The organism is Flavisolibacter ginsenosidimutans, assembly GCF_007970805.1.
Taxonomy (GTDB): Bacteria; Bacteroidota; Bacteroidia; order Chitinophagales; family Chitinophagaceae; genus Flavisolibacter; species Flavisolibacter ginsenosidimutans.
The window spans coordinates 949,037-967,912 of sequence record NZ_CP042433.1 but is presented as its reverse complement, the minus strand read 5'-3'; the positions used below and the strand labels follow the sequence as shown (position 1 = coordinate 967,912).

Here is an 18,876-nt window from a genome sequence, read left to right as displayed (position 1 = left end):
AGCAACTGGCCATTTAACGTACCGCTTTTTGCCCACGCGGCACTAACTACTTTTATTCTTCAACATATGGCCGCAAAATTTTTGCCCATAAAACATAGGCTTCTCCCGATAAGTGAACACCATCAACCGAATAAGCGGGGTTTAATTCGTTGTGCAATGAAAATTTATCGTGTAAGTCTATAAACCTGCAAGCTTTTCGTTGTGCCAACCAGCGCAGTTGACGGTTCATAAACACAATGTCCTTGTTCATTTGCGGTGAGCAGTAAGATGTGGGTAAATATAAGCTGGTGTCGGCTACGGGTAAAATACTTTGCACGTAAAGTTTTGTTGAGGGACAGGTATTTTTTAACGTGTCGAGCAAGCGGTCGTACATATCCAATAGTCTTTCTTTCGGCACTTTTTGTTCGATGTCGTTAATGCCCAATTCAATAAAAATTTTTTTGGGCTGTGACGCAATGATGGGCGAGAGGCGCAACAAAACTTTTTCCATCATGTCGCCGTGAATGCCGCGGTTCTTCACATGAACACCGGGAAAAAACTCAGCCAATTCAAAGTATTGTGTAAGGCTGTTGCCAAGAAAGACAACGGCGTTGCTATCAGCAGGCATTGCCTCAAAAAGCTTATTGCGGTCAAGATAGTATGGACGCTCTGGCGGCGGAACGTAAGTGGTTGTGGCGGATTTAAGGAGCAACCTTCTGCCCACGAAAAAAACGCAGAGGAGATTAAGCAAAAGAGAAACGCACAAGACTGTCCCTACAAGGCTTGGTTTGAACGTTTTGGTCATGTACTGAAGGTAGAAAATTATTCAGTGCGACGAACCGCAAAGAGGTGGCGATTTACTTCGGCTACCAAGAAAATGCTTCCGCACACAAGCACCAAATCATTCTCAACGGCTTTGCGCAAAGCCGCCTTCAAGGCCTCGTTTACATCCGGATAATTGTCGCCAACCAAGCATAGTGCTTCTGCCTTTTCTTTTAATTCGGTCGCAGGCAAGGCCCTTGGAATGTTTGCCTGCGTAAAATAATATCTGGCTGAAGAAGGCAACAACGAGAGAAGACTCTCCGCATCCTTGTCCTTCACCATGCCAAACACGATGTGCAATTGACGAAACGAAAGCCGGGCAATGTGCTGAAGCATTTGTTCAATGCCGTTTTTGTTGTGCGCAACATCCAGCACAACGGTGGGATGTTGATGAATGATTTCCCAACGACCTTGCAGCCCTGTTGTTGCTTTTGTTTCGCTCAAAGCAGCCGCCACGATTTCTTGGCGCAGATTCCACTTCGCTTTGTTCAATACATCAATCGCCGTTAAAACCGTGCGCAGATTTTTCAATTGGTACAAGCCCGGCAAATCGGTTTCAACAGAAACAAGGCTGTCCTCTTTTCTCTTGAATGTTGCGTGCAAATGTTTTGGAGAAAGGCTGTACTCAACCTCTTCAAAACTTTCTTCTGCGAAAAAAACCGGCGCCGCTTTTTCGCTTGCTACTTTTTGAAATACAGGCTTTGTTTCGGGTAAGGTTTCGCCGATGACAACGGGAACACTTTCTTTGATAATGCCGGCTTTTTCGGCCGCAATTTCTTGCAGGGTTTTTCCCAGCATGTTCATGTGGTCCCAACCGATATTGGTAATAACAGACAGCGCCGGTGTGATGATGTTGGTGCTGTCCAACCGGCCGCCGAGGCCGACTTCAATCACCGCAACGTCCACTTTTTGTTCGGCAAAAAATTGAAAGGCCATCGCCACGGTTATTTCAAAAAATGAAGGCTCAACGCTTTCAATCAGCGGCTTTATTTCTTCGGTGAAACGAACAACAAATTCTTCGGGAACCATTTTGCCATTTATGCGAATCCGTTCGCGGAAATCGTACAGGTGCGGCGACGTGTACAAACCGGTTTTGTATCCTGCCTTTTGGAAAATGGCCGCCAGCATGTGGCTTACCGAACCCTTGCCATTGGTGCCCGCAATGTGAATGGATTTAAATCTTTGGTGAGGATTACCCAAGCGTTCGCAAAGAATTTTTACGTTGGTTAAATCCTTTTTAAACGCAGCACTGCCCATGCGGCTAAACATGGGCAGTGCGTTGTATAAATAATCCAATGTTTCGGCGTAAGTCATCGCCGCAAAAGTATTGCGACGAAACTTTACTTCACACTGAAATTAAAGCTGAGTCTTTGTTTGAAACCGCCATCGTACTGCGGGTATTTTATTTGCCTTGCTCTTGTCAGTGCAATGTTGTATTGCTTGCTCGACCGGGGCAAACTTGAACCGCTCACCTGGTAGTTCGCAGAAGTCAATTGTCCACTTGGATTCACTTCAATGTCCAGCACGATTGTTCCGCCTTCGTTAAAATCATCTTGAAAACTTTGTGCAGGAATACTAACCACCCGAACGCCCAGGTGCCGCGGGGTGTAATCTTTTCCGTTCGGGTTTCCGCCCACGCTTCCCTGGTCGCCGGGTCCGCCACCTTGTCCTTCGCCCGTTCCAGGTTTGTACGTCGCCGCGCCGTTTCCGCCGTTACCATTACCGCCACGAACTTGCCCCATCACCGCTTTTGGGTGCGGTACCGGAGGCGCAGGAGGTGCGGTGCTTGGCGCTGCGTTCGTCTTCACCACTTTTGTTTCTTCGTTCAGTTTTCTTGCGTCGGACTTTGTAACGCTTGGTCTTGTAACCGGCGCCGCATCTTTCTCATTATTGTCTTCAAAATCCTTTGCCGCTTCTTCTGTTGCGTTGGACGTTTGCGGCGGCGTGTAGGCCACTTTTTGTTCAGGAGCAGGCTCGCCGGGAAGTTCGGGTTGATCTTTACCAGAGCCCACATCGCTGCTGCCAAGATTTACTTCAATGGCTTCTTCCACAGGCTGCGGAGGCACTATCGGCTGATAAAATTTTACAAACCAAATGACCAGCAAGAGGGCAAGGGCAATGAGGCCCGTGTAAAGGGCTGCCTGTGCATAATTCCGTTTGTCCAAATCAACGGTCATGGCGGCATAGTTGTTCATACAAAAATTGAATTGCGGTTATGACAGCGAAACGCCGTGAAAGTTAGAAAAATTACGCGGCAGGAAAAGGTTTGACCTTGCCTTTTTAACATTATACCAGCCGCTTATAAAGCGTATAGGGAATAAATTTTAAAACTTGTGCAACAAGCCACCAACGGCGTGTGATGTAGGCAATTCGCTTTTTGCTTTCAATCGCACGAAAAATTTGCCTTGCCGCTTTTTTGGGCGAAGCTACCCAAAACCGCTTGTGTTCCTTCGCCGCTTTTGTGTTGATAAAGCCGGGTCTAACGTCGGTAACGACAATGTCTTTTTTCAAACGATGTGCTTTCACATTCAACCCTTCTGCGTAATTACTAAGGAAGGCTTTGCTTGCACTGTAAGCTGGCGTATGCAAATTGCCTCGAAATGCTGCCACCGAAGACACAACGGCTATTTGCCCCTGACCTTGCTGCACAAAAAAGTTGAAGGCAAATGAAACAATTTCCACAAAGCCAAGAACGTTTGTTTGCGTCGTTTTCATCTCCGCTTCCGGTAGCAAATCTTTCGACGGCACGCCAATACCGGCGTTGTAAACAAGCAAATCCAATCCACCTAATTCAGCAACAATATTTTGCAGACAAAAAATATTTTCGGCACCGGTTACATCAAAGCAAGAAGTAAAAAATTTATCGGGATAGATTGATTTGATTTCTTGAAGCAATTCGTTTCTGCGGCCCGCGATGCCCACTTTGTGACCTTTGCCCGCATACAACAAAGCCATCTCTTTGCCTATGCCCGACGAAGCGCCAATGATGATGATTTTCATAATCAATCCGGTCTTTTTAACGCCATTAAGCCAAGCAAAGGGCCTGCGCTCAAGAGCCACAGACTTTGCGCTTGGTGATGTTGAAACAAATGTTTAATAAGTTGAATGCTGGCAATGGTGATGCTAAAGCCAATACAGGTAACAAGCGTAAGCGCCGTGCCTTTATTCTCGGTTTTGGCAAAGCGAGCTATCAGGGCCGAAAACTGTGGTGAATCGGCCGTAACTGTAATGCCCCAAATGAGCATGAGACTTAGAAACAAAAGCGCAGTTGACTGGAAGAAAAGCGGCGCAAGCAACGAACAACATCCCGATAAAAGGAGTGAGTAAAAAGCCACTTTTTTGCTGCCCCATTTTTGCGAAAGCAACCCGCCGGCTACGCAGCCAATGCCGCCTGCGGCTATAACAGCAAAGCTTAAAAAATAAACGGAAAAATGCACTGCGTTTTGCTGATTGTAAGCACTAAACAAAGCCGGCAACACGGCCCATAACGCATACAATTCCCACATATGTCCGAAATAACCGAAGGCAGCCGAACGAAACGGTCCTGAACGAAAAGTTTTCATCGCCGTTAGTGGGTGAAAAGATTGCGGTGGGTTTGCGTTTTTTGTTTTTGGGAAGGCAAAGAAAATCACGCAACCGCCAACCACAGCCAGCACTGAGGCAGTTGCAATGATTCCCTTCCATCCAACCGAATGCGTTTGCGAACGAACAAGGTGAGGAAAAGCGGTACCCAGAACCAATGCACCCACCAAAAAGCCAAGTGCTTTTCCCAGCCGTTCGGGAAAATAATCAGCCGCTATTTTCATTCCCACCGGATAAATACCTGCCAGGAAAAAGCCGGTGATAAAACGCAAAATCAACACAACAAATAAGTCGTTGCCTAACCAAATTATAAGAAGGTTGGCAAGGGCTGCAATAATGGATGAAAAGAAAAAGACAAGAGCCGGTGAAATGCGATCGGCAATGCCGAACAACGAAAACAAAAACGTACCCCCAATAAATCCAAACTGAACAACAGAGGTAAGATTGGCATAGCTGTCGGGCGACGTGGAAGGAAGAGAATCAATAATGGCATTTCCAACAAACCACAACGACGTGCCCGCAAACTGTGAAAATACGAGCAGCCAAAGCAATACGTTTTTTGAAAAAGACGGCATCGAATAAATGTAAGCTCTTTGAAAAATTTACAACGAACATTTAGTTCTTCCCGAGAAGCACAATAAACTTTCAGCACGAAACCGCAGGCAAAAAATATTTCTGTGGTTACGAAACACACGAACACGCTTACTATAAAAGAACGGCTCGTTTTTATTCTGCCAACTCCTGTGCAAAACTATTCACCAAGACGAGTATGCTTATGTTTTAAACCATTGATAAACTAAAAAATTCTTTGTCATGATTTCAACACTTAAGAGAATGGCTGCCGGTATTTTTTTTCTTACCCTTGCTTTTTATGCTTGCAAAAAAGATACAGAGACCGTTACCAATACGGTAAAAGACCCCGTTTATTTTTTACGCGGCAATGCAACCGGTGCACAGGAAGCGCCCAACAAAGTCACCACTACCGCAACCGGTACGCTTGCAGGCAGGTATAACAAGGACAGCAACACGCTTAGTTATACCGTTACCTGGACGGGTTTGACAGGTGGAAATGCCACGGCCGGTCATTTTCACGGGCCTGCTGATCCAGGGGTAGCCGCTGGCGTAGTACTACCATTTACGGGAATTACTTCTGCAACGTCCGGCACGTTTAGCGGTACGGCAACACTTACCGATGCACAAGAAACGGATTTGCTGAATGGCATGTGGTATTTCAACATACACGACGCAACCTATCCGGGAGGAGAAATAAGAGGACAGGTAGTGTTAACGCAGTAAGTTGTTCACCGGTTCACTTGTTTACATGTTCACTTGTTCGTACACTACGGTGCAAAGCATCTTACCTGCGTGCTCGCTAACACATAAACATGTGAACATGTGAACAAGCAAACAAAATCAGTGTGCAAAATCTTTTTCGTACTCACCCCTAATCCGTTCGATTGGCGGGTTAAAATACCCAAATTTCAGGCGGGGGAATTCTTCTTTGAGCAGGTCCATCACTTGCTTCATGCCAAGAATTTCCCCTGTTTGATAAACGCCAACTTTGCCCAGATACCAGTCGGGGTCAATGTTGAAATTTCGCCATTGGATCATGGAAAGATCGGTGTCTGTAATCAGCTTCCGCAAGGCTTCGTATTCTTCCACCGAATCCGTCAAACCCGGGAAAACAAAATAGTTTATCGAAGTCCAGCCGCCGAATTCACGCACCACTTTTAAGCTTTCGATAATGTCGCTAAAATCGTAATTATTAGGACGATAATACGGCGTGTATAATTCGCGCCGTGCCGAATTGGTACTCACTCTTATCGAGTTCAAACCCGCTTCGCACAAGGCTCTCACCGCAGCAGGATCGGAGCCGTTGGTGTTGATGTTGATGCTTCCTTTTTGCGTGTGCTTTCTGATTTCCAAAATGCTTTCGCGAATGGTTCGCCACATCAGCAAGGGTTCGCCTTCACAACCTTGTCCAAAACTTACAATCGGATAAGGCGCGGTTTCCAAATGCGGCACAGTGTATTCAACAATTTCTTCTGCCGTAGGCTTAAAGGTTAAGCGGTCTTGCGTACTGACGATGCTTTCTTCTTCGGGTTGAAAAGAAATGCAGCCAACACAATTGGCGTTGCAGGCAGGAGAGGAGGGAATGGGACATTCCCAACGGCCCATAAAATAATTCCGTGCTGCAGGACAATGGTAGGTTAACGCACAATTGTTGGCGAGATGCGCCACAAGACGATTGTGCGGAAAAGCTTTCAGAAGGTATTCAACGCCGTGCTCAACTTTCTTTTCGTCAAAGCCACCGCATTCCTGCCGTATGTCTTGCTCAATGCGAACGGCGGGAACGTAAAATTTTTCGGCCTGCCAACCCACCGCCGTGTAACAAAAAAGCGGAAGCGTTGGTGCATTCGGGCCGGTTTCGTAAGCGGCCAAATAAAAACCGGTATGTGCCGGCGGAATAAAAGCGGCCACGGCCCAGCCTTTGTCGCAAAGCCGCATCTCACCAGTCTTTACATCAATGCCAATGCCTCTTCGTCCGGGCAGTTCGTACAACTGTCCGCCTTGCGGCAATTCAATCCATTCATCTTCGGGCACGGGCATGGCATCCCATCCACTGCGGCCCACAACGTACAAGCTGTGGTCTTCAAAAATATTTCCTTTGCCGTCGGAAAACAATAAATAGGGTTGCATAACTACAAATTAAGAAGGCATGAGAAGTCAAATTTGGGACAAGAGGAACATACAGTTAAATCACTGCGCGGTTTCATCTACGTCCTGCAGATTTTACGTTCGTCGTGCCCTCAATCTTCTCCCTGCAAAAAGCGTTCATCTTTACCACTTCCAGTTCTGAAAGGTCCTGCATTACCTGGTATTGCAGGTATTTTTTATCGCGGTGAAAAAGCGTGATAAAATCGTGGCGAACCGTAACGTCCTCCAGCACTTCCCATTCTACCAAATGTTCTTTGTAAGAACCCGGAATGCGAATGCCCTCTTCGGTTAAATTCAAAGCGGTTTCGGCAAAGATTTTTTTTTCCGAAAAAATCAACAGGAAGGTGACAAGAGCCCAAATGAAAAGCACCGTATAGTCGAAACGTTTGCCCAACTGCATCATAATAATGCCAAAAAAAACAAAGCCGACAAACTGAAGCACCCGCAGTGCGGTGTTGTACTTTGCTCTCGCATCAATGCGGTTGCGGAAGGCACCGTAAAACAAAGACAATCCGCCGACAATAAGAAACGGGAGAAACTTTAGGGTATTTTTTTCGACGAGGTAATTGTAAAAATCAAACGATTTCAACAACAGGAAAAAACCAACAATCAGGTGCATTAAGCCGGTTGTGCGCCGCCTCCTGTCCATCCCCTCAATTTTTACCGCCACCGTGTACATGTCATGCAGGATTTGAAGCCACCATCAGGTTGCAAAGCTTGAACAACACCCTTGCGCCAACATTGGCATCCCAGGCATTTTCGCTCGTGCTTACTTCACTTAAATCAAAGCCAATTATTTTTTTCCCGGCTTTTGCTATCTTATCAAACAAGTAAAAAACCTGCTCGGTTTCAAAGCCACCCTGCACGGGAGTTCCGGTATTCGGACAAAGTTTCGGATCAAGTCCGTCAACGTCAAACGAAATATAAACCTGGTCGGGAAGTTGCGCAATGACTTCATCTACAATTTGCCGAAAGGTTTCGCCTTCAAACTGGCGTACGCGAATTTCCTGGTCAAAATAAGTGCGAATCCGGTCTTTGTTTTGTTGAATATATTGATGCTCGCCAAGCGAATAATCACGAATGCCTAATTGCACCAATTTTTTTACTTCCGGAATTTCATTCAACACGTTGTACATAATGCTTGCATGGGAGTACACAAAACCTTCGTAAGAGTCCCGCAAGTCGCAGTGAGCGTCTATTTGCACAATACCGAATTCACCGTATTTCTCGGCAATGGCTTTCATGTAACCCAAGGGTGTGCTGTGATCGCCGCCGAGTACGGCAAGTAACTTGCCACTGTTCAGTATTGCTTTCGACTGCTGGTAAACCCAACCGTTCAGAAAATGACTGCCTTCGTTTACTTCTTTCAACGTGCGGCACATGAACTGGTTGTTTCCCACTTCATCGCCTTTCGAAATGTAATCGATATACAATTCCGCTTCTTTGCGCAGGTAATCGCTTTTCAGCAGAATTTTCTTATCGGGTTCTGCCATGTAAAATCCCTGTTTCCAGCTATCGGGGTAGGTGGGATCAAAGAGGTCAACTTGCAGAGAAGCAGACATAATCTGCTCGGCAGACCGCGCCGTACCCGAACCGAAGCTAACGGTAACTTCCCACGGAACGGGCAGGATAACGAGGCGTGCATCGTCTTGCGAAAAAGGCAAACCAAAAATGTTGTTGTTTGGATTGCCCGCACTGTTCGGATCAAATGTTGAGAGGTCAACCATGATGGATTTTTAAAAGCGGACAAAGATAGGATGAGAGGTGAAACGTGAAAAATGAAACGTGAGGCAAAAGAGCGCTTCACCGTTTACGTCTCTTCAGTCTCACGTTTGTCGTCACACGTTTCACGTCGCTTACTCCACCTTCGTTACCTTGATGGTGTTCGTAGGCAAATGCAAGTGAACGGGAGTGCTGCCGGTGCTTACCACTACGTGGCCCGGTTTAAGAAAACCGCGTTCCCTTAAAATATGAATTTGATCAAAAATAATGTTGTCAAGACCTTCTTCTTCGGCGTAATAAAAAGCTCTCACGCCCCAGCTAAGACTTAGCTGGTTTACCAGCGAACGCTCTTTTGTGAAAATATAAAGCAAGGATTTCGGCCGATAACTGCTCAGCACAAAACCCGTGTAACCACTTTGTGTCATGCCAATGAGCGCATCGGCCTGAACATCGTTGGCCAATTTGCAGGCATTATAACAAATGGCATCGCTCAAGAAGGAAGGCGAGTGGGCTTGTGGCGCCAACACTTCTTCCAGGTTATAATTGTATTCGGTGCGTTCAACCTCCACAATGATCTTGCGCATGGTTTCCACCACCAGCCGGGGATTTTGTCCCGTCGCTGTTTCGCCGCTCAGCATCACCGCGTCGGTTCCTTCAAGTACTGCGTTGGCTACGTCGGTTATCTCGCTACGGTTTGGCTTGTTGCGGTCAATCATGCTCTCCATCATTTGCGTGGCCACAATAACCGGCTTAGCGCGATGCAGGCATTTCTTAATGATGTTGCGCTGAATAAGAGGAATTTGCTCTATAGGCAGTTCTACACCAAGGTCGCCGCGGGCAATCATGATGCCGTCGCTTTCAACGATGATGTCACGAATGTTCGTAAGCGCTTCTGGTTTTTCAATCTTGGCGATGATTTTCGTTTTGCTTTTGCGCTCCTGCAATTTGTTGCGAAGAATGATGATGTCTTTTACACTGCGCACAAACGAAAGGGCCACCCAGTCGAGGTCCTGGTCAATGATGAATTCAAGATCAACAAGGTCTTTGTCGGTTAATGCCGGGAGTGATATTTTGGTATCCGGCAGGTTAACGCCTTTTTTTGATGACAAGAATCCACCCAACGTTACTTCAACTTGTACGTCGTGGTTTTTCAAAATGTCTTTTACCTGCACCTCGATCTTGCCGTCGTCAATTAGGATCTTGTTTCCCACTTTTACGTCTTTGTGCAAGCCCTGGTAGGAGACATAAATACGTTCTTTCGTCCCAACGAGTTTTTCATTTGTAAACGTGAGAATGTCGCCTTTGACAACGGTAATGCCGCCGCCTTCCATTTCGCCAACGCGAAGCTTGGGACCCTGCAAATCACCCAGAATGGCAATGTTGTACGGCTCAGTCGTGTTGATTTGCCGGATGTATTCAATGATCTTTAGTTTGTCTTCGTGCGAACCGTGCGAAAAATTAAGACGGAATACGTTTACGCCGCATTGGACAAGCTCCAACAGCTTTTCATACGTGTCGCAAGCCGGACCCACCGTAGCTACAATTTTTGTACGGTGGTGCGTGTGTTCTATTCCAGCAGTCTTGTTCATCTGCCGGTGGAAGTATTTATCTACATTCTTTGACATAGCGTGATTTTATTTTAGGATGCAAGGATCTTTACAATCTTCATCCATTCTTCATTAATCGTTCCTTTTTTCTTGCCAACTTTTTCAAGCGGGACGTAATTCATTTTGTTGTTCATGATGCCCACAAAAACATTGCGTCGCCCCTGGATTAAACATTCGACGGCGTGATAACCCATGCGGCTGGCAATAAGCCGGTCAAGACACGTGGGTGCACCGCCGCGTTGAATGTGACCAAGAATGGCAACCCTCGCTTCGGCTTGCGGCATTCGTTCTTTAATGACGCGGGCCACTTCGTTGGCACCGCCAAATTCATCGCCTTCGGCCACTACAATCAGGTTCACCAATTTTTTACGTCGTTCCTTTTCCTGCAAGCTGGCTACCAGTGCTTCGATGTCGGTTTTTTGTTCGGGGATAAGAATGTTTTCCGCACCCGTAGCAATACCGCTGTGCAAAGCGATGTAACCCGCATCGCGACCCATTACTTCAATGATGAAGATGCGGTCGTGAGCGTCCATCGTGTCCCTGATTTTATCAATGGCTTGTACAGCAGTGTTCACTGCCGTGTCAAAACCAATGGTAAAGTCGGTCCCCTGAATGTCTTTGTCAATGGTGCCGGCCAAGCCGATGCAGGCAATGTCAAACTCACGGCTGAATTCCACCGCGCCGCGAAAAGAACCGTCGCCGCCGATGATAACAAGACCGTCAATGTTGCGTGCTTTTAAATTGTCGTAGGCTTTTTTTCTTCCTTCAGGGGTTCTGAATTCTTTGCAGCGGGCCGTTTTTAAGATGGTGCCGCCGCGCTGTATGATGTTGGCAACCGAGCGGTTGTCCATGCGATAAATATCGTCTTCCAACAATCCCTGATAGCCTCTCATAATGCCGTACACTTCCAAGCCGTAATAATTTCCCGTACGAACAACGGCCCTGATGGCGGCGTTCATGCCGGGCGAATCGCCGCCGGAGGTTAACACGGCAATCCGGCTTACTTTTTTGTCCATTTCTTGTGGGTGGTTTGTCACTAACAAAGCCCAAAAATAAGGGATTGCAAATTAGTGTAAGGAGTACATATTCCTTGTTGCACGCATGTGTTGAAAAAAAGCTCGGACATAACTTTTAAATGTTGATTTCACTCAGTCCATTATAAATACGATACAGGTAATGCTAAAACCAACAGTTGTATCCTTTCGTTTTTAGAAAAAATTGTGCAACAACAAAACGCAATGAAAAGTGGGAGACGTAATTAAACCGGTTAAATTCTGCGGAAGAATTTGAGTGGTAACGAGAAGCCTTAAAAGGCGAAGTTGACTGATATTGGATTTACCCGTTGTTTTTCGTTAGGATTTGGATAAGCTTGTAACTGGACGGTTCTGGATTTGGATTTTCAGGATTTTCAATGATACTGGATTGCTTATATCAATCAACTTCTGAGACAAAAGTAATACGGTCGCGCCTGCTGTACAATGGCGGTTTTGCCCTATTTTTTTTGTATGGAATTTACGGCAGCGATAAAAGTTTAGCGTAGAACTTTTTGGGAAAGATGCGCTAGGCTTCGCGTAAGATTACGAAGGCTAAAAAAGACTTGCGACAAAGAATATCTTTTTCCTGTTTAACAAAAAAAGATGTGCATCGGAAAAATACTTCGTCGGCTTTTGTCGCTCCGAGCCAATAAAAGAAAAAGAGCCTATGTGATTCCGCTTAGACTCTTTTACAAGAAGAAAATTAAAATTTAAGCAAGCGCCTGGATAACGTCGTATTTGGTAACAATGTGATAGTTGCCACTTTCGTCTTTTGCAAGCACAGCGCCGTTTTCTTTGTTGATCAACGTACCAAGTTTTTCAACTGGAGTATCAAAGGCAACGACCGGAAAACTTTTTTCCATCACTTTTTCTATTTTCTCTGTCTTTATTTCGGGATTGCTAAATACTTTTTGGAACAAGCCGTTCTCGCTTATCGAACCAATTATTTCTCCCACAGGTGTAACAATTGGTATGTGTTCAATATCGTATTCCTTCATGAGTTCAACGGCGTCTGAAACCGATTGCGTTGGTTCGGCCGTAATCAAACGTTGTTTGCCTCTGGCGTTCACAACATCCTTAAAAGATTTTACGTCAAAGAAACCGCGTTCAGCCATCCATTGATCGTTGTACACTTTGGCTACATACCGGCTGCCGTGATCGTGAAGAATGCAAACAACAAGGTCGCCTTTCTTTAGCTTATCCTTTAATTGCATTAAACCCTGGATGCAACTGCCAGCGCTATAACCGCAAAACAAAGCTTCTTCTTTTGCCAGGCGCCGCGCCATTACCGCGCCGTCTTTGTCCGTTACTTGTTCAAAGTAATCAATCACGCTCATGTCGTAATTCTTCGGCACAAAGTCTTCACCGAAACCTTCCGATACATAAGGATGCACTTCGTTCATATCAACCTCGCCGGTACGAAAATATTTTGTAAGCAACGAGCCGTAAACGTCAATGGCCCATACTTGAATATTGGGATTCTTTTCTTTTAAATATTGTGCAGTTCCCGTAACCGTTCCACCTGTGCCCGCCGTTACAACAAGGTGCGTAATCTTGCCCTCGGTTTGTTCCCAAATTTCCGGGCCGGTTGTTTCGTAATGCGCCAGTCGGTTTGCAAGGTTATCGTACTGGTTCATTAAAAAAGAATTCGGAATTTCTCTTGCCAGTCTTGCGGCTGTTTCATAATAACTGCGCGGATCGTCAGGCTCTACGTTGGTTGGACAAATTATGACTTCAGCGCCTAAAGCCCTAAGTATGTCGGCCTTTGATTGCGATTGTTTATCGGTGGTAGCGAAAATGCATTTATAACCCTTTACTACGGCCGCCATCGCCAGACCCATGCCTGTGTTGCCTGAGGTGCATTCGATGATGGTGCCTCCGGGTTTTAATTTGCCTTCGGCTTCGGCTACTTCCACCATCTTCACCGCCATGCGGTCTTTGATGGAGTTACCCGGATTAAAATATTCAACTTTTGCAAACACGTCGCAAGGCAGGTCTTTGGTGATTTTATTTAGCCGGACAAGCGGTGTGTTGCCAATGGTTTCGAGAATGTTGTTCTTAACGTTCATGCAGGCGATTGTTTGCCGCAAAGATAGCCGTTTGAAATTCGAGGTTTGATGTTTGAGGTATGCGTGGACGCTTTTCTTCTCTTTTACTCCTTAGCTCTGTGTGAAAATATTTTTTTATGTACTTAGCTGCATTGCTACTATCAGCGCCTCTTGTGTCACTCACTTGTGCGTTCGGTAATTCTATGCAACACATTGCAGCCACCAAAGATTTATTTTAGCAGCAAATACGATTGCATCATGACGACGAAAATCTTTCCCAAATATGACCCCGTTAAATACAAAACCCCAACCGGTACAAAACTCAGTTGCAAAGGCTGGATTCAGGAGGCAGCGTTGCGAATGTTGCTCAACAATCTTGACCCGGAAGTAGCCGAACGCCCCGATGAATTAATTGTGTACGGCGGCCGCGGCAAAGCAGCCCGCAATTTTGAAGCACTCGATAAAATCATCGCCGCATTAAAAATTTTGGAGAACGATGAATCGCTGTTGATACAAAGCGGCAAGCCCGTTGGCATTTTAAAAACACACAAGGATGCACCGCGTGTTCTGATTTCCAATTCGCAACTCGTTCCGCATTGGGCCACGTGGGAAACCTTTGATGCACTGGAGAAAAAAGGGCTGATGATGTACGGCCAAATGACGGCCGGCAGTTGGATTTACATCGGTTCGCAAGGCATTGTACAAGGCACATACGAAACGTATGCTGCCGCGGCAAACAAACATTTCAACGGCTCGTTAAAAAGCACATTGAACGTTACCGCAGGACTTGGCGGAATGGGAGGCGCTCAACCACTGGCCATCACCATGAACGAAGGTGTAGCCCTGGTTGCCGAAGTGGAAGAATGGCGCATTGACAAACGCCTCGAAACAGGCTATCTCGATGAAAAAATAAAAGACATTGACGAAGCAATTGACCGTGCGTTGAAAGCAAAGCAAAAAGGAGAGGCGCTTTCCATTGGTGTTTTGTGCAACGCTGTTCATCTGCTGAAAAGACTTGTCGAAAGAAACATCATACCCGACACGTTAACCGATCAAACCTCCGCACACGATCCGCTCATTGGTTATTGGCCGCACGAAATTTCTTACGAGCAGGCAAAAGTCCTGCGCGAAGAAAATCCACAACAATACATAGAATACGCTTACAACTCCATGCGTCGCCATGTTGAACTGATGCTGCGATTGCAAAGCCGCGGTGCTGTTACGTTTGATTACGGCAACAACATTCGGGCAAGAGCAAAGGAGAGAGGATTGCAAAACGCTTTTGATTTTCCGGGCTTTGTGCCCGCTTACATCCGCCCGCTTTTCTGTGAAGGCAAAGGTCCTTTTCGTTGGGCAGCCTTAAGTGGCGATCCTGAAGACATTGCGGCAACAGACGAAGTGATCGCAAAGATGTTTCCGCAGAATGAATCGTTGCAACGATGGCTAAAACTTGCCAAAGAAAAAATTTCATTTCAAGGACTGCCTGCACGCATCTGTTGGTTAGGCCAAGGTGAAAGAGAAAAGGCTGGCCTTGCGTTTAATGAACTCGTACGAACGGGAAAAGTAAAAGCACCAATTGTTATTGGCAGAGATCATCTCGACACGGGTTCTGTGGCTTCGCCCAACCGCGAGACGGAAAGTATGTTGGACGGCAGTGATGCCATTGCCGACTGGCCAATATTAAACGCATTGGTAAACACAGCCGGTGGTGCAAGTTGGGTGAGTCTTCATCACGGCGGCGGCGTGGGTATGGGTTACAGCATTCATGCGGGCATGGTCATCGTAGCCGACGGAACGCAAGACGCGGAAGAACGATTGAAAAGAGTTTTGCGAAACGATCCGGGCTTGGGTGTGATAAGACATGCAGATGCCGGATACGAAACAGCGATAACAACTGCTGAAAAACATCAATTGGAAATTGATACAAAACTGAAATAGGATTTGTACCGGTTTGTATTCATCAACATTTGTTTCTATCCTTGCAATAATAAAAAATTTAAATCCGTTAAACCCTGCGAATGTGCTTCAGTCTATGGCTCATTCCTGACTTAAAACCTCTGTATGAAAACAACCCTCCGTTCTTTGTCCGCCTTCGCATTCTCTTTTGCCATCATCTTCACCGCTTGTAAAAAAGACAATAGCCAACAAACGCAAACCGAACTTGCTACCGAAGTACAAGGTCATGCCGATGACCAAACGCAAATCTCCGGCGGCATGGACGACGTAGCAAACGATGCGGACCTTGCGTTAGAAACAAACGCAAGCTTCACCGGCAGATTGCAACAAGATGCCAACACGTCCAGCATTTGCGGCGCTACCGCAGTTGCCGACACGGCAAGCAACCCGCGAACCATTACCATTACTTATAGCGGCAACAATTGCCAGGGTACGGCTTACCGTACCGGCACTGTTGTTCTTTCCATGCCTAAGGACAGCAAATGGAGAAACGCAGGCGCTACCCTCACAGCAAGTTTTCAGAATTTAAAAATCAAACGCCTTGCAGATAACAAAAGCATTACCATCAACGGCAGCCAAAACATTACCAATGTAAAAGGCGGACTGCTTCGTGATTTGCCGACGTTGCAAAGTATTGTGCATACCATCACCAGCGGCAACATGTCTATTACTTTCGACGATGGTTCGCAACGCACCTGGCAGGTATCACGCAAACGCGAATTCAACTACGATAACGGTGTGGTCTTGTCCATTCGTGGTACAGGAACCGTTGGTACGGCTACGAATGTGGCTGAATGGGGCACAAACCGTTTTGGCCACGCTTTCACAACAGCCATTACACAACCTTTGGTTTTCCGCCAGGATTGCAACGGCCGTTTAACTTCTGGTGAGATCAAGCACGAAGGTTTTGCAACAGCAACCGCCACCTTTGGTTTGAACGCGTCCGGTCAGGCCACAACTTGCCCCGGAACGGGAAATTATTATTACAAATTAACATGGACAGGCCCTAACGGGAACTCAGTTTCGGCGATTCTGCCGTACTAAATTTAACAGCACATTTTTATTTAAACCGCAAGCCTTTGCTTGCGGTTTTTTGTTTGTGTAGAAAGAAGTCCGATGGTCTGATTTTTGGGCGGATATGATAAACGCTGTTTCTTTCATGAGCCGATTAATCATTGTTTCCAACCGTTTGCCTTTCACCATTGAGAAAAACGAAGAAGGCATTTTTGTTCGCCAGAGTTCAGGCGGACTTGTATCGGCCATTAAAAGCTATTTTGAACGCCCTGACAAGCAAAGCACTGACTACAGCGATAAAATCTGGGTTGGAAGTATGGATGCGGCAGAAGAAGATTGGAATGCGGTAAAAGATGGCCCGGATTTGTTAACAGATTTCCGCGTAGAGCCCGTTTTTCCCGACAGAGAGCAGTACGAGGATTATTACAACGGTTTTTCCAATTCCACTTTGTGGCCGCTTTTTCACTATTTCCCAACGCTTGTTGATTACAAGAAAGATTATTTCGAAGCCTATCGCGACGTGAATCAGCAGTTTGCCGAAACGATTGCAAAGGTTTATCAACCCGGCGATACAATTTGGGTGCATGATTATCAATTGATGCTGCTGCCGCAAATTCTACGCGAAGCCTTGCCCAACGCCACAATCGGCTTCTTTTTACACATTCCTTTTCCATCGTACGAAATTTTTCGCTTGCTGCCCTCGCGATGGAAACGGGCTTTGTTGCACGGAACCCTCGGTGCCGATCTTGTGGGTTTTCATACACACGATTACGTGCAGCATTTCATTCAGTCGTGCAAAATGATTTTGAAAGTAGAAAACCAGTTCACCGACATTTTGTACAAAGAACGCGTAATTAAAACCGAGCTTTTCCCCATTGGCATTGATTACCAAAAATTCCGCGATGCCATCACTGATGAAGAAACCGTAGGTATTGCCACAAGCCTTGAAGAAAAATTTTACAACCAGAAAATAATCTTCTCTGTTGACCGTCTTGACTACACCAAAGGCCTTGACTACCGCCTTGACGGTTACGAAGAATTTTTAAGCCGTTACCCCGAGTGGCGCGAACGTGTTGTCTTCATCCTCAACATCGTTCCTTCACGCAGCATGATTTCGGCTTACATGAAACGCAAAAGCCGCATTGAAGAAAAAGTCAGTACCATCAACGGAAAGTTTTCCAGCCTTCATTGGCAGCCGCTTATTTACCGCTACAATCATCTTTCGTTTGAAGAGTTGTGTGCTTTGTACCAGGTTGCCGACGCCGCCCTTATCACCCCTTTGCGCGACGGCATGAACCTCGTGGCAAAAGAATACGTGGCTTCGTGCATTGACAAAGGCGTTCTCATTTTAAGTGAGCTCACCGGCGCCGCCAGCGAATTAAGCGAAGCCGTATTGGTCAATCCTACTGATGTAGAAGAAGTGGCCGATGGCATAGCCACCGCTTTAACTATGCATCCCATTGAACAACGTTCGCGTCTTTCCAACATGCAGCGCCGCCTTGCCAGCTATGATGTGTTTAAATGGACAAGCGATTTTTTGGGTTGCCTGAAGGAAACCAAGGCTGAGCAGGAGAACCTGAAAATAAGCCTTCTCAATGACGAAAACCAAAGCGTAATTACGCAGGATTACAAGCAAGCCGAAACACGTTGCATTTTGCTCGATTACGACGGCACCTTGTCGCCCATTCAAAAAGTGCCTTCAATGGCAAAGCCGACAACCGAATTAATAACGCTCTTGAATCGATTAACAAACGATCCGAAAAACGAAATCGTTATTATCAGTGGCCGTGATGCAGAAACGCTGGAACATTGGTTGGGCAACTTGCCTTTAAACCTGATTGCCGAACACGGCGCAGCCATCAAACACAAAGGCGGCGAGTGGCAGGAACAGGCAACGATGGCTGCTGAATGGAAAGATAAAATCAGGCCGCTGATGCAATTGTTTGTAAACCGTTGTGCCGGATCTTTTATCGAAGAAAAGAAAAGCTCGCTTGCCTGGCACTACCGCAACACACATCCAGATTTGGGCTTTAACCGTTCGCGTGAACTGCGCAACAATTTGTTGCAGCTTACGGGCAACACGCCGCTGCAGGTGATGGATGGAAACAAGGTGTTGGAAGTGCGGCTTGTGGGTTTTGACAAGGGCACCACGGCACTGAACATGGTACGAACATTCAACGCAGACTTTACGCTTTGTCTTGGCGATGACGTAACGGACGAGGATATGTTCCGGTCTTTCGCCGACAAAGCTTACACGATTAAAGTTGGCAGAGGAAACACTTCGGCACAGTACACCATTCTTTCGCAAAAAGACGTTTATCCTTTTCTTCGGAAATTGATCGGCGCAACGAAAACCGTGCAATTGCAATCATAAAAAGCTTTGAAAATTCTTCG

At 46.3% G+C, this 18,876-nt stretch carries 15 protein-coding genes; 4 read left to right on the top strand and 11 right to left on the bottom strand.

Translation table 11 applies throughout. The annotated features are described in order from the left end of the window. Positions 1 to 52: 52 nt before the first annotated feature. From FSB75_RS03985 to FSB75_RS03965, 5 genes are all read right to left on the bottom strand, one after another. Entirely contained in the window at positions 53 to 607 is a 555-nt protein-coding gene (locus tag FSB75_RS03985; protein WP_172623057.1) for a GDSL-type esterase/lipase family protein, read from the bottom strand. Positions 608 to 801: 194 nt separating this feature from the next. Continuing rightward, positions 802 to 2,115, bottom strand: a complete 1,314-nt coding sequence (locus tag FSB75_RS03980; protein ID WP_146783115.1) for a bifunctional folylpolyglutamate synthase/dihydrofolate synthase — start codon at positions 2,113 to 2,115, stop codon at positions 802 to 804. Between the two features lie 26 nt (positions 2,116 to 2,141). Beyond that, positions 2,142 to 2,996, bottom strand: coding sequence for a hypothetical protein (locus tag FSB75_RS03975; RefSeq protein ID WP_146783112.1), 855 nt, complete (start codon positions 2,994 to 2,996; stop codon positions 2,142 to 2,144). A 91-nt stretch (positions 2,997 to 3,087) separates the two neighbouring features. Then, positions 3,088 to 3,801: an SDR family NAD(P)-dependent oxidoreductase gene (locus tag FSB75_RS03970; RefSeq protein ID WP_146783107.1), complete on the bottom strand. Its 714-nt coding sequence runs from the start codon at positions 3,799 to 3,801 to the stop codon at positions 3,088 to 3,090. 2 nt (positions 3,802 to 3,803) lie between these two features. Next, complete coding sequence (locus tag FSB75_RS03965) at positions 3,804 to 4,958, bottom strand: MFS transporter (protein WP_146783104.1); 1,155 nt, start codon at positions 4,956 to 4,958, stop codon at positions 3,804 to 3,806. 238 nt (positions 4,959 to 5,196) lie between these two features. Here FSB75_RS03965 and FSB75_RS03960 point away from each other — a divergent pair, with 238 nt between their 5' ends. Next, entirely contained in the window at positions 5,197 to 5,679 is a 483-nt protein-coding gene (locus tag FSB75_RS03960; RefSeq protein WP_146783101.1) for a CHRD domain-containing protein, read from the top strand. A 117-nt stretch (positions 5,680 to 5,796) separates the two neighbouring features. Here FSB75_RS03960 and FSB75_RS03955 read toward each other — a convergent pair whose 3' ends face one another. From FSB75_RS03955 to FSB75_RS03930, 6 genes are all read right to left on the bottom strand, one after another. Continuing rightward, positions 5,797 to 7,083 carry a radical SAM protein gene (locus FSB75_RS03955; RefSeq protein WP_146783097.1) on the bottom strand — a complete coding sequence of 429 codons (1,287 nt, stop codon included), beginning with the start codon at positions 7,081 to 7,083 and terminating at the stop codon, positions 5,797 to 5,799. Positions 7,084 to 7,156: 73 nt separating this feature from the next. Beyond that, the gene (locus tag FSB75_RS03950; protein WP_146783094.1) at positions 7,157 to 7,780 is read right to left on the bottom strand and encodes a hypothetical protein; all 624 of its coding nucleotides are present in this window, start codon (positions 7,778 to 7,780) and stop codon (positions 7,157 to 7,159) included. Between the two features lies 1 nt (position 7,781). Next, positions 7,782 to 8,828, bottom strand: coding sequence for an agmatinase family protein (locus FSB75_RS03945; protein WP_146783091.1), 1,047 nt, complete (start codon positions 8,826 to 8,828; stop codon positions 7,782 to 7,784). Between the two features lie 129 nt (positions 8,829 to 8,957). Continuing rightward, positions 8,958 to 10,448 (bottom strand): pyruvate kinase, encoded by a 1,491-nt coding sequence (gene pyk, locus FSB75_RS03940; protein WP_146783088.1) that lies wholly within the window; start codon positions 10,446 to 10,448, stop codon positions 8,958 to 8,960. Positions 10,449 to 10,462: 14 nt separating this feature from the next. Continuing rightward, positions 10,463 to 11,446 carry a 6-phosphofructokinase gene (pfkA, locus tag FSB75_RS03935; protein ID WP_146783085.1) on the bottom strand — a complete coding sequence of 328 codons (984 nt, stop codon included), beginning with the start codon at positions 11,444 to 11,446 and terminating at the stop codon, positions 10,463 to 10,465. Between the two features lie 728 nt (positions 11,447 to 12,174). Then, a complete protein-coding gene (locus FSB75_RS03930; protein WP_146783082.1) occupies positions 12,175 to 13,533 on the bottom strand; it encodes a pyridoxal-phosphate dependent enzyme in 1,359 nt (452 codons plus the stop codon). A gap of 237 nt (positions 13,534 to 13,770) precedes the next feature. On the opposite strand from FSB75_RS03930, the gene hutU reads away from it, so the two are divergent. The 3 genes from hutU to FSB75_RS03915 all read left to right on the top strand — a co-directional run bounded on the left by hutU (position 13,771) and on the right by FSB75_RS03915 (position 18,856). Then, positions 13,771 to 15,450 carry a urocanate hydratase gene (hutU, locus tag FSB75_RS03925; RefSeq protein ID WP_146783079.1) on the top strand — a complete coding sequence of 560 codons (1,680 nt, stop codon included), beginning with the start codon at positions 13,771 to 13,773 and terminating at the stop codon, positions 15,448 to 15,450. Positions 15,451 to 15,573: 123 nt separating this feature from the next. Continuing rightward, on the top strand, positions 15,574 to 16,512 hold the full coding sequence (locus FSB75_RS03920) for a hypothetical protein (protein WP_146783076.1): 939 nt from the start codon (positions 15,574 to 15,576) through the stop codon (positions 16,510 to 16,512). A 115-nt stretch (positions 16,513 to 16,627) separates the two neighbouring features. Beyond that, complete coding sequence (locus FSB75_RS03915; RefSeq protein ID WP_146783073.1) at positions 16,628 to 18,856, top strand: bifunctional alpha,alpha-trehalose-phosphate synthase (UDP-forming)/trehalose-phosphatase; 2,229 nt, start codon at positions 16,628 to 16,630, stop codon at positions 18,854 to 18,856. The last annotated feature ends 20 nt before the right edge of the window (positions 18,857 to 18,876 follow it).

Excerpts from the sequence above, each read along its gene's own strand:
- FSB75_RS03985 (WP_172623057.1), bottom strand. The coding sequence starts at position 607 with ATGCCTGCTGATAGCAACGCCGTTGTCTTTCTTGGCAACAGCCTTACA.
- FSB75_RS03945 (WP_146783091.1), bottom strand. The coding sequence starts at position 8,828 with ATGGTTGACCTCTCAACATTTGATCCGAACAGTGCGGGCAATCCAAAC.
- FSB75_RS03970 (WP_146783107.1), bottom strand. The coding sequence starts at position 3,801 with ATGAAAATCATCATCATTGGCGCTTCGTCGGGCATAGGCAAAGAGATG.
- FSB75_RS03920 (WP_146783076.1), top strand. The coding sequence starts at position 15,574 with ATGAAAACAACCCTCCGTTCTTTGTCCGCCTTCGCATTCTCTTTTGCC.
- FSB75_RS03930 (WP_146783082.1), bottom strand. The coding sequence starts at position 13,533 with ATGAACGTTAAGAACAACATTCTCGAAACCATTGGCAACACACCGCTT.
- hutU (WP_146783079.1), top strand. The coding sequence starts at position 13,771 with ATGACGACGAAAATCTTTCCCAAATATGACCCCGTTAAATACAAAACC.
- FSB75_RS03915 (WP_146783073.1), top strand. The coding sequence starts at position 16,628 with ATGAGCCGATTAATCATTGTTTCCAACCGTTTGCCTTTCACCATTGAG.
- FSB75_RS03975 (WP_146783112.1), bottom strand. The coding sequence starts at position 2,996 with ATGAACAACTATGCCGCCATGACCGTTGATTTGGACAAACGGAATTAT.
- FSB75_RS03950 (WP_146783094.1), bottom strand. The coding sequence starts at position 7,780 with ATGTACACGGTGGCGGTAAAAATTGAGGGGATGGACAGGAGGCGGCGC.
- FSB75_RS03960 (WP_146783101.1), top strand. The coding sequence starts at position 5,197 with ATGATTTCAACACTTAAGAGAATGGCTGCCGGTATTTTTTTTCTTACC.
- FSB75_RS03955 (WP_146783097.1), bottom strand. The coding sequence starts at position 7,083 with ATGCAACCCTATTTATTGTTTTCCGACGGCAAAGGAAATATTTTTGAA.
- pyk (WP_146783088.1), bottom strand. The coding sequence starts at position 10,448 with ATGTCAAAGAATGTAGATAAATACTTCCACCGGCAGATGAACAAGACT.
- FSB75_RS03980 (WP_146783115.1), bottom strand. The coding sequence starts at position 2,115 with ATGACTTACGCCGAAACATTGGATTATTTATACAACGCACTGCCCATG.
- pfkA (WP_146783085.1), bottom strand. The coding sequence starts at position 11,446 with ATGGACAAAAAAGTAAGCCGGATTGCCGTGTTAACCTCCGGCGGCGAT.
- FSB75_RS03965 (WP_146783104.1), bottom strand. The coding sequence starts at position 4,958 with ATGCCGTCTTTTTCAAAAAACGTATTGCTTTGGCTGCTCGTATTTTCA.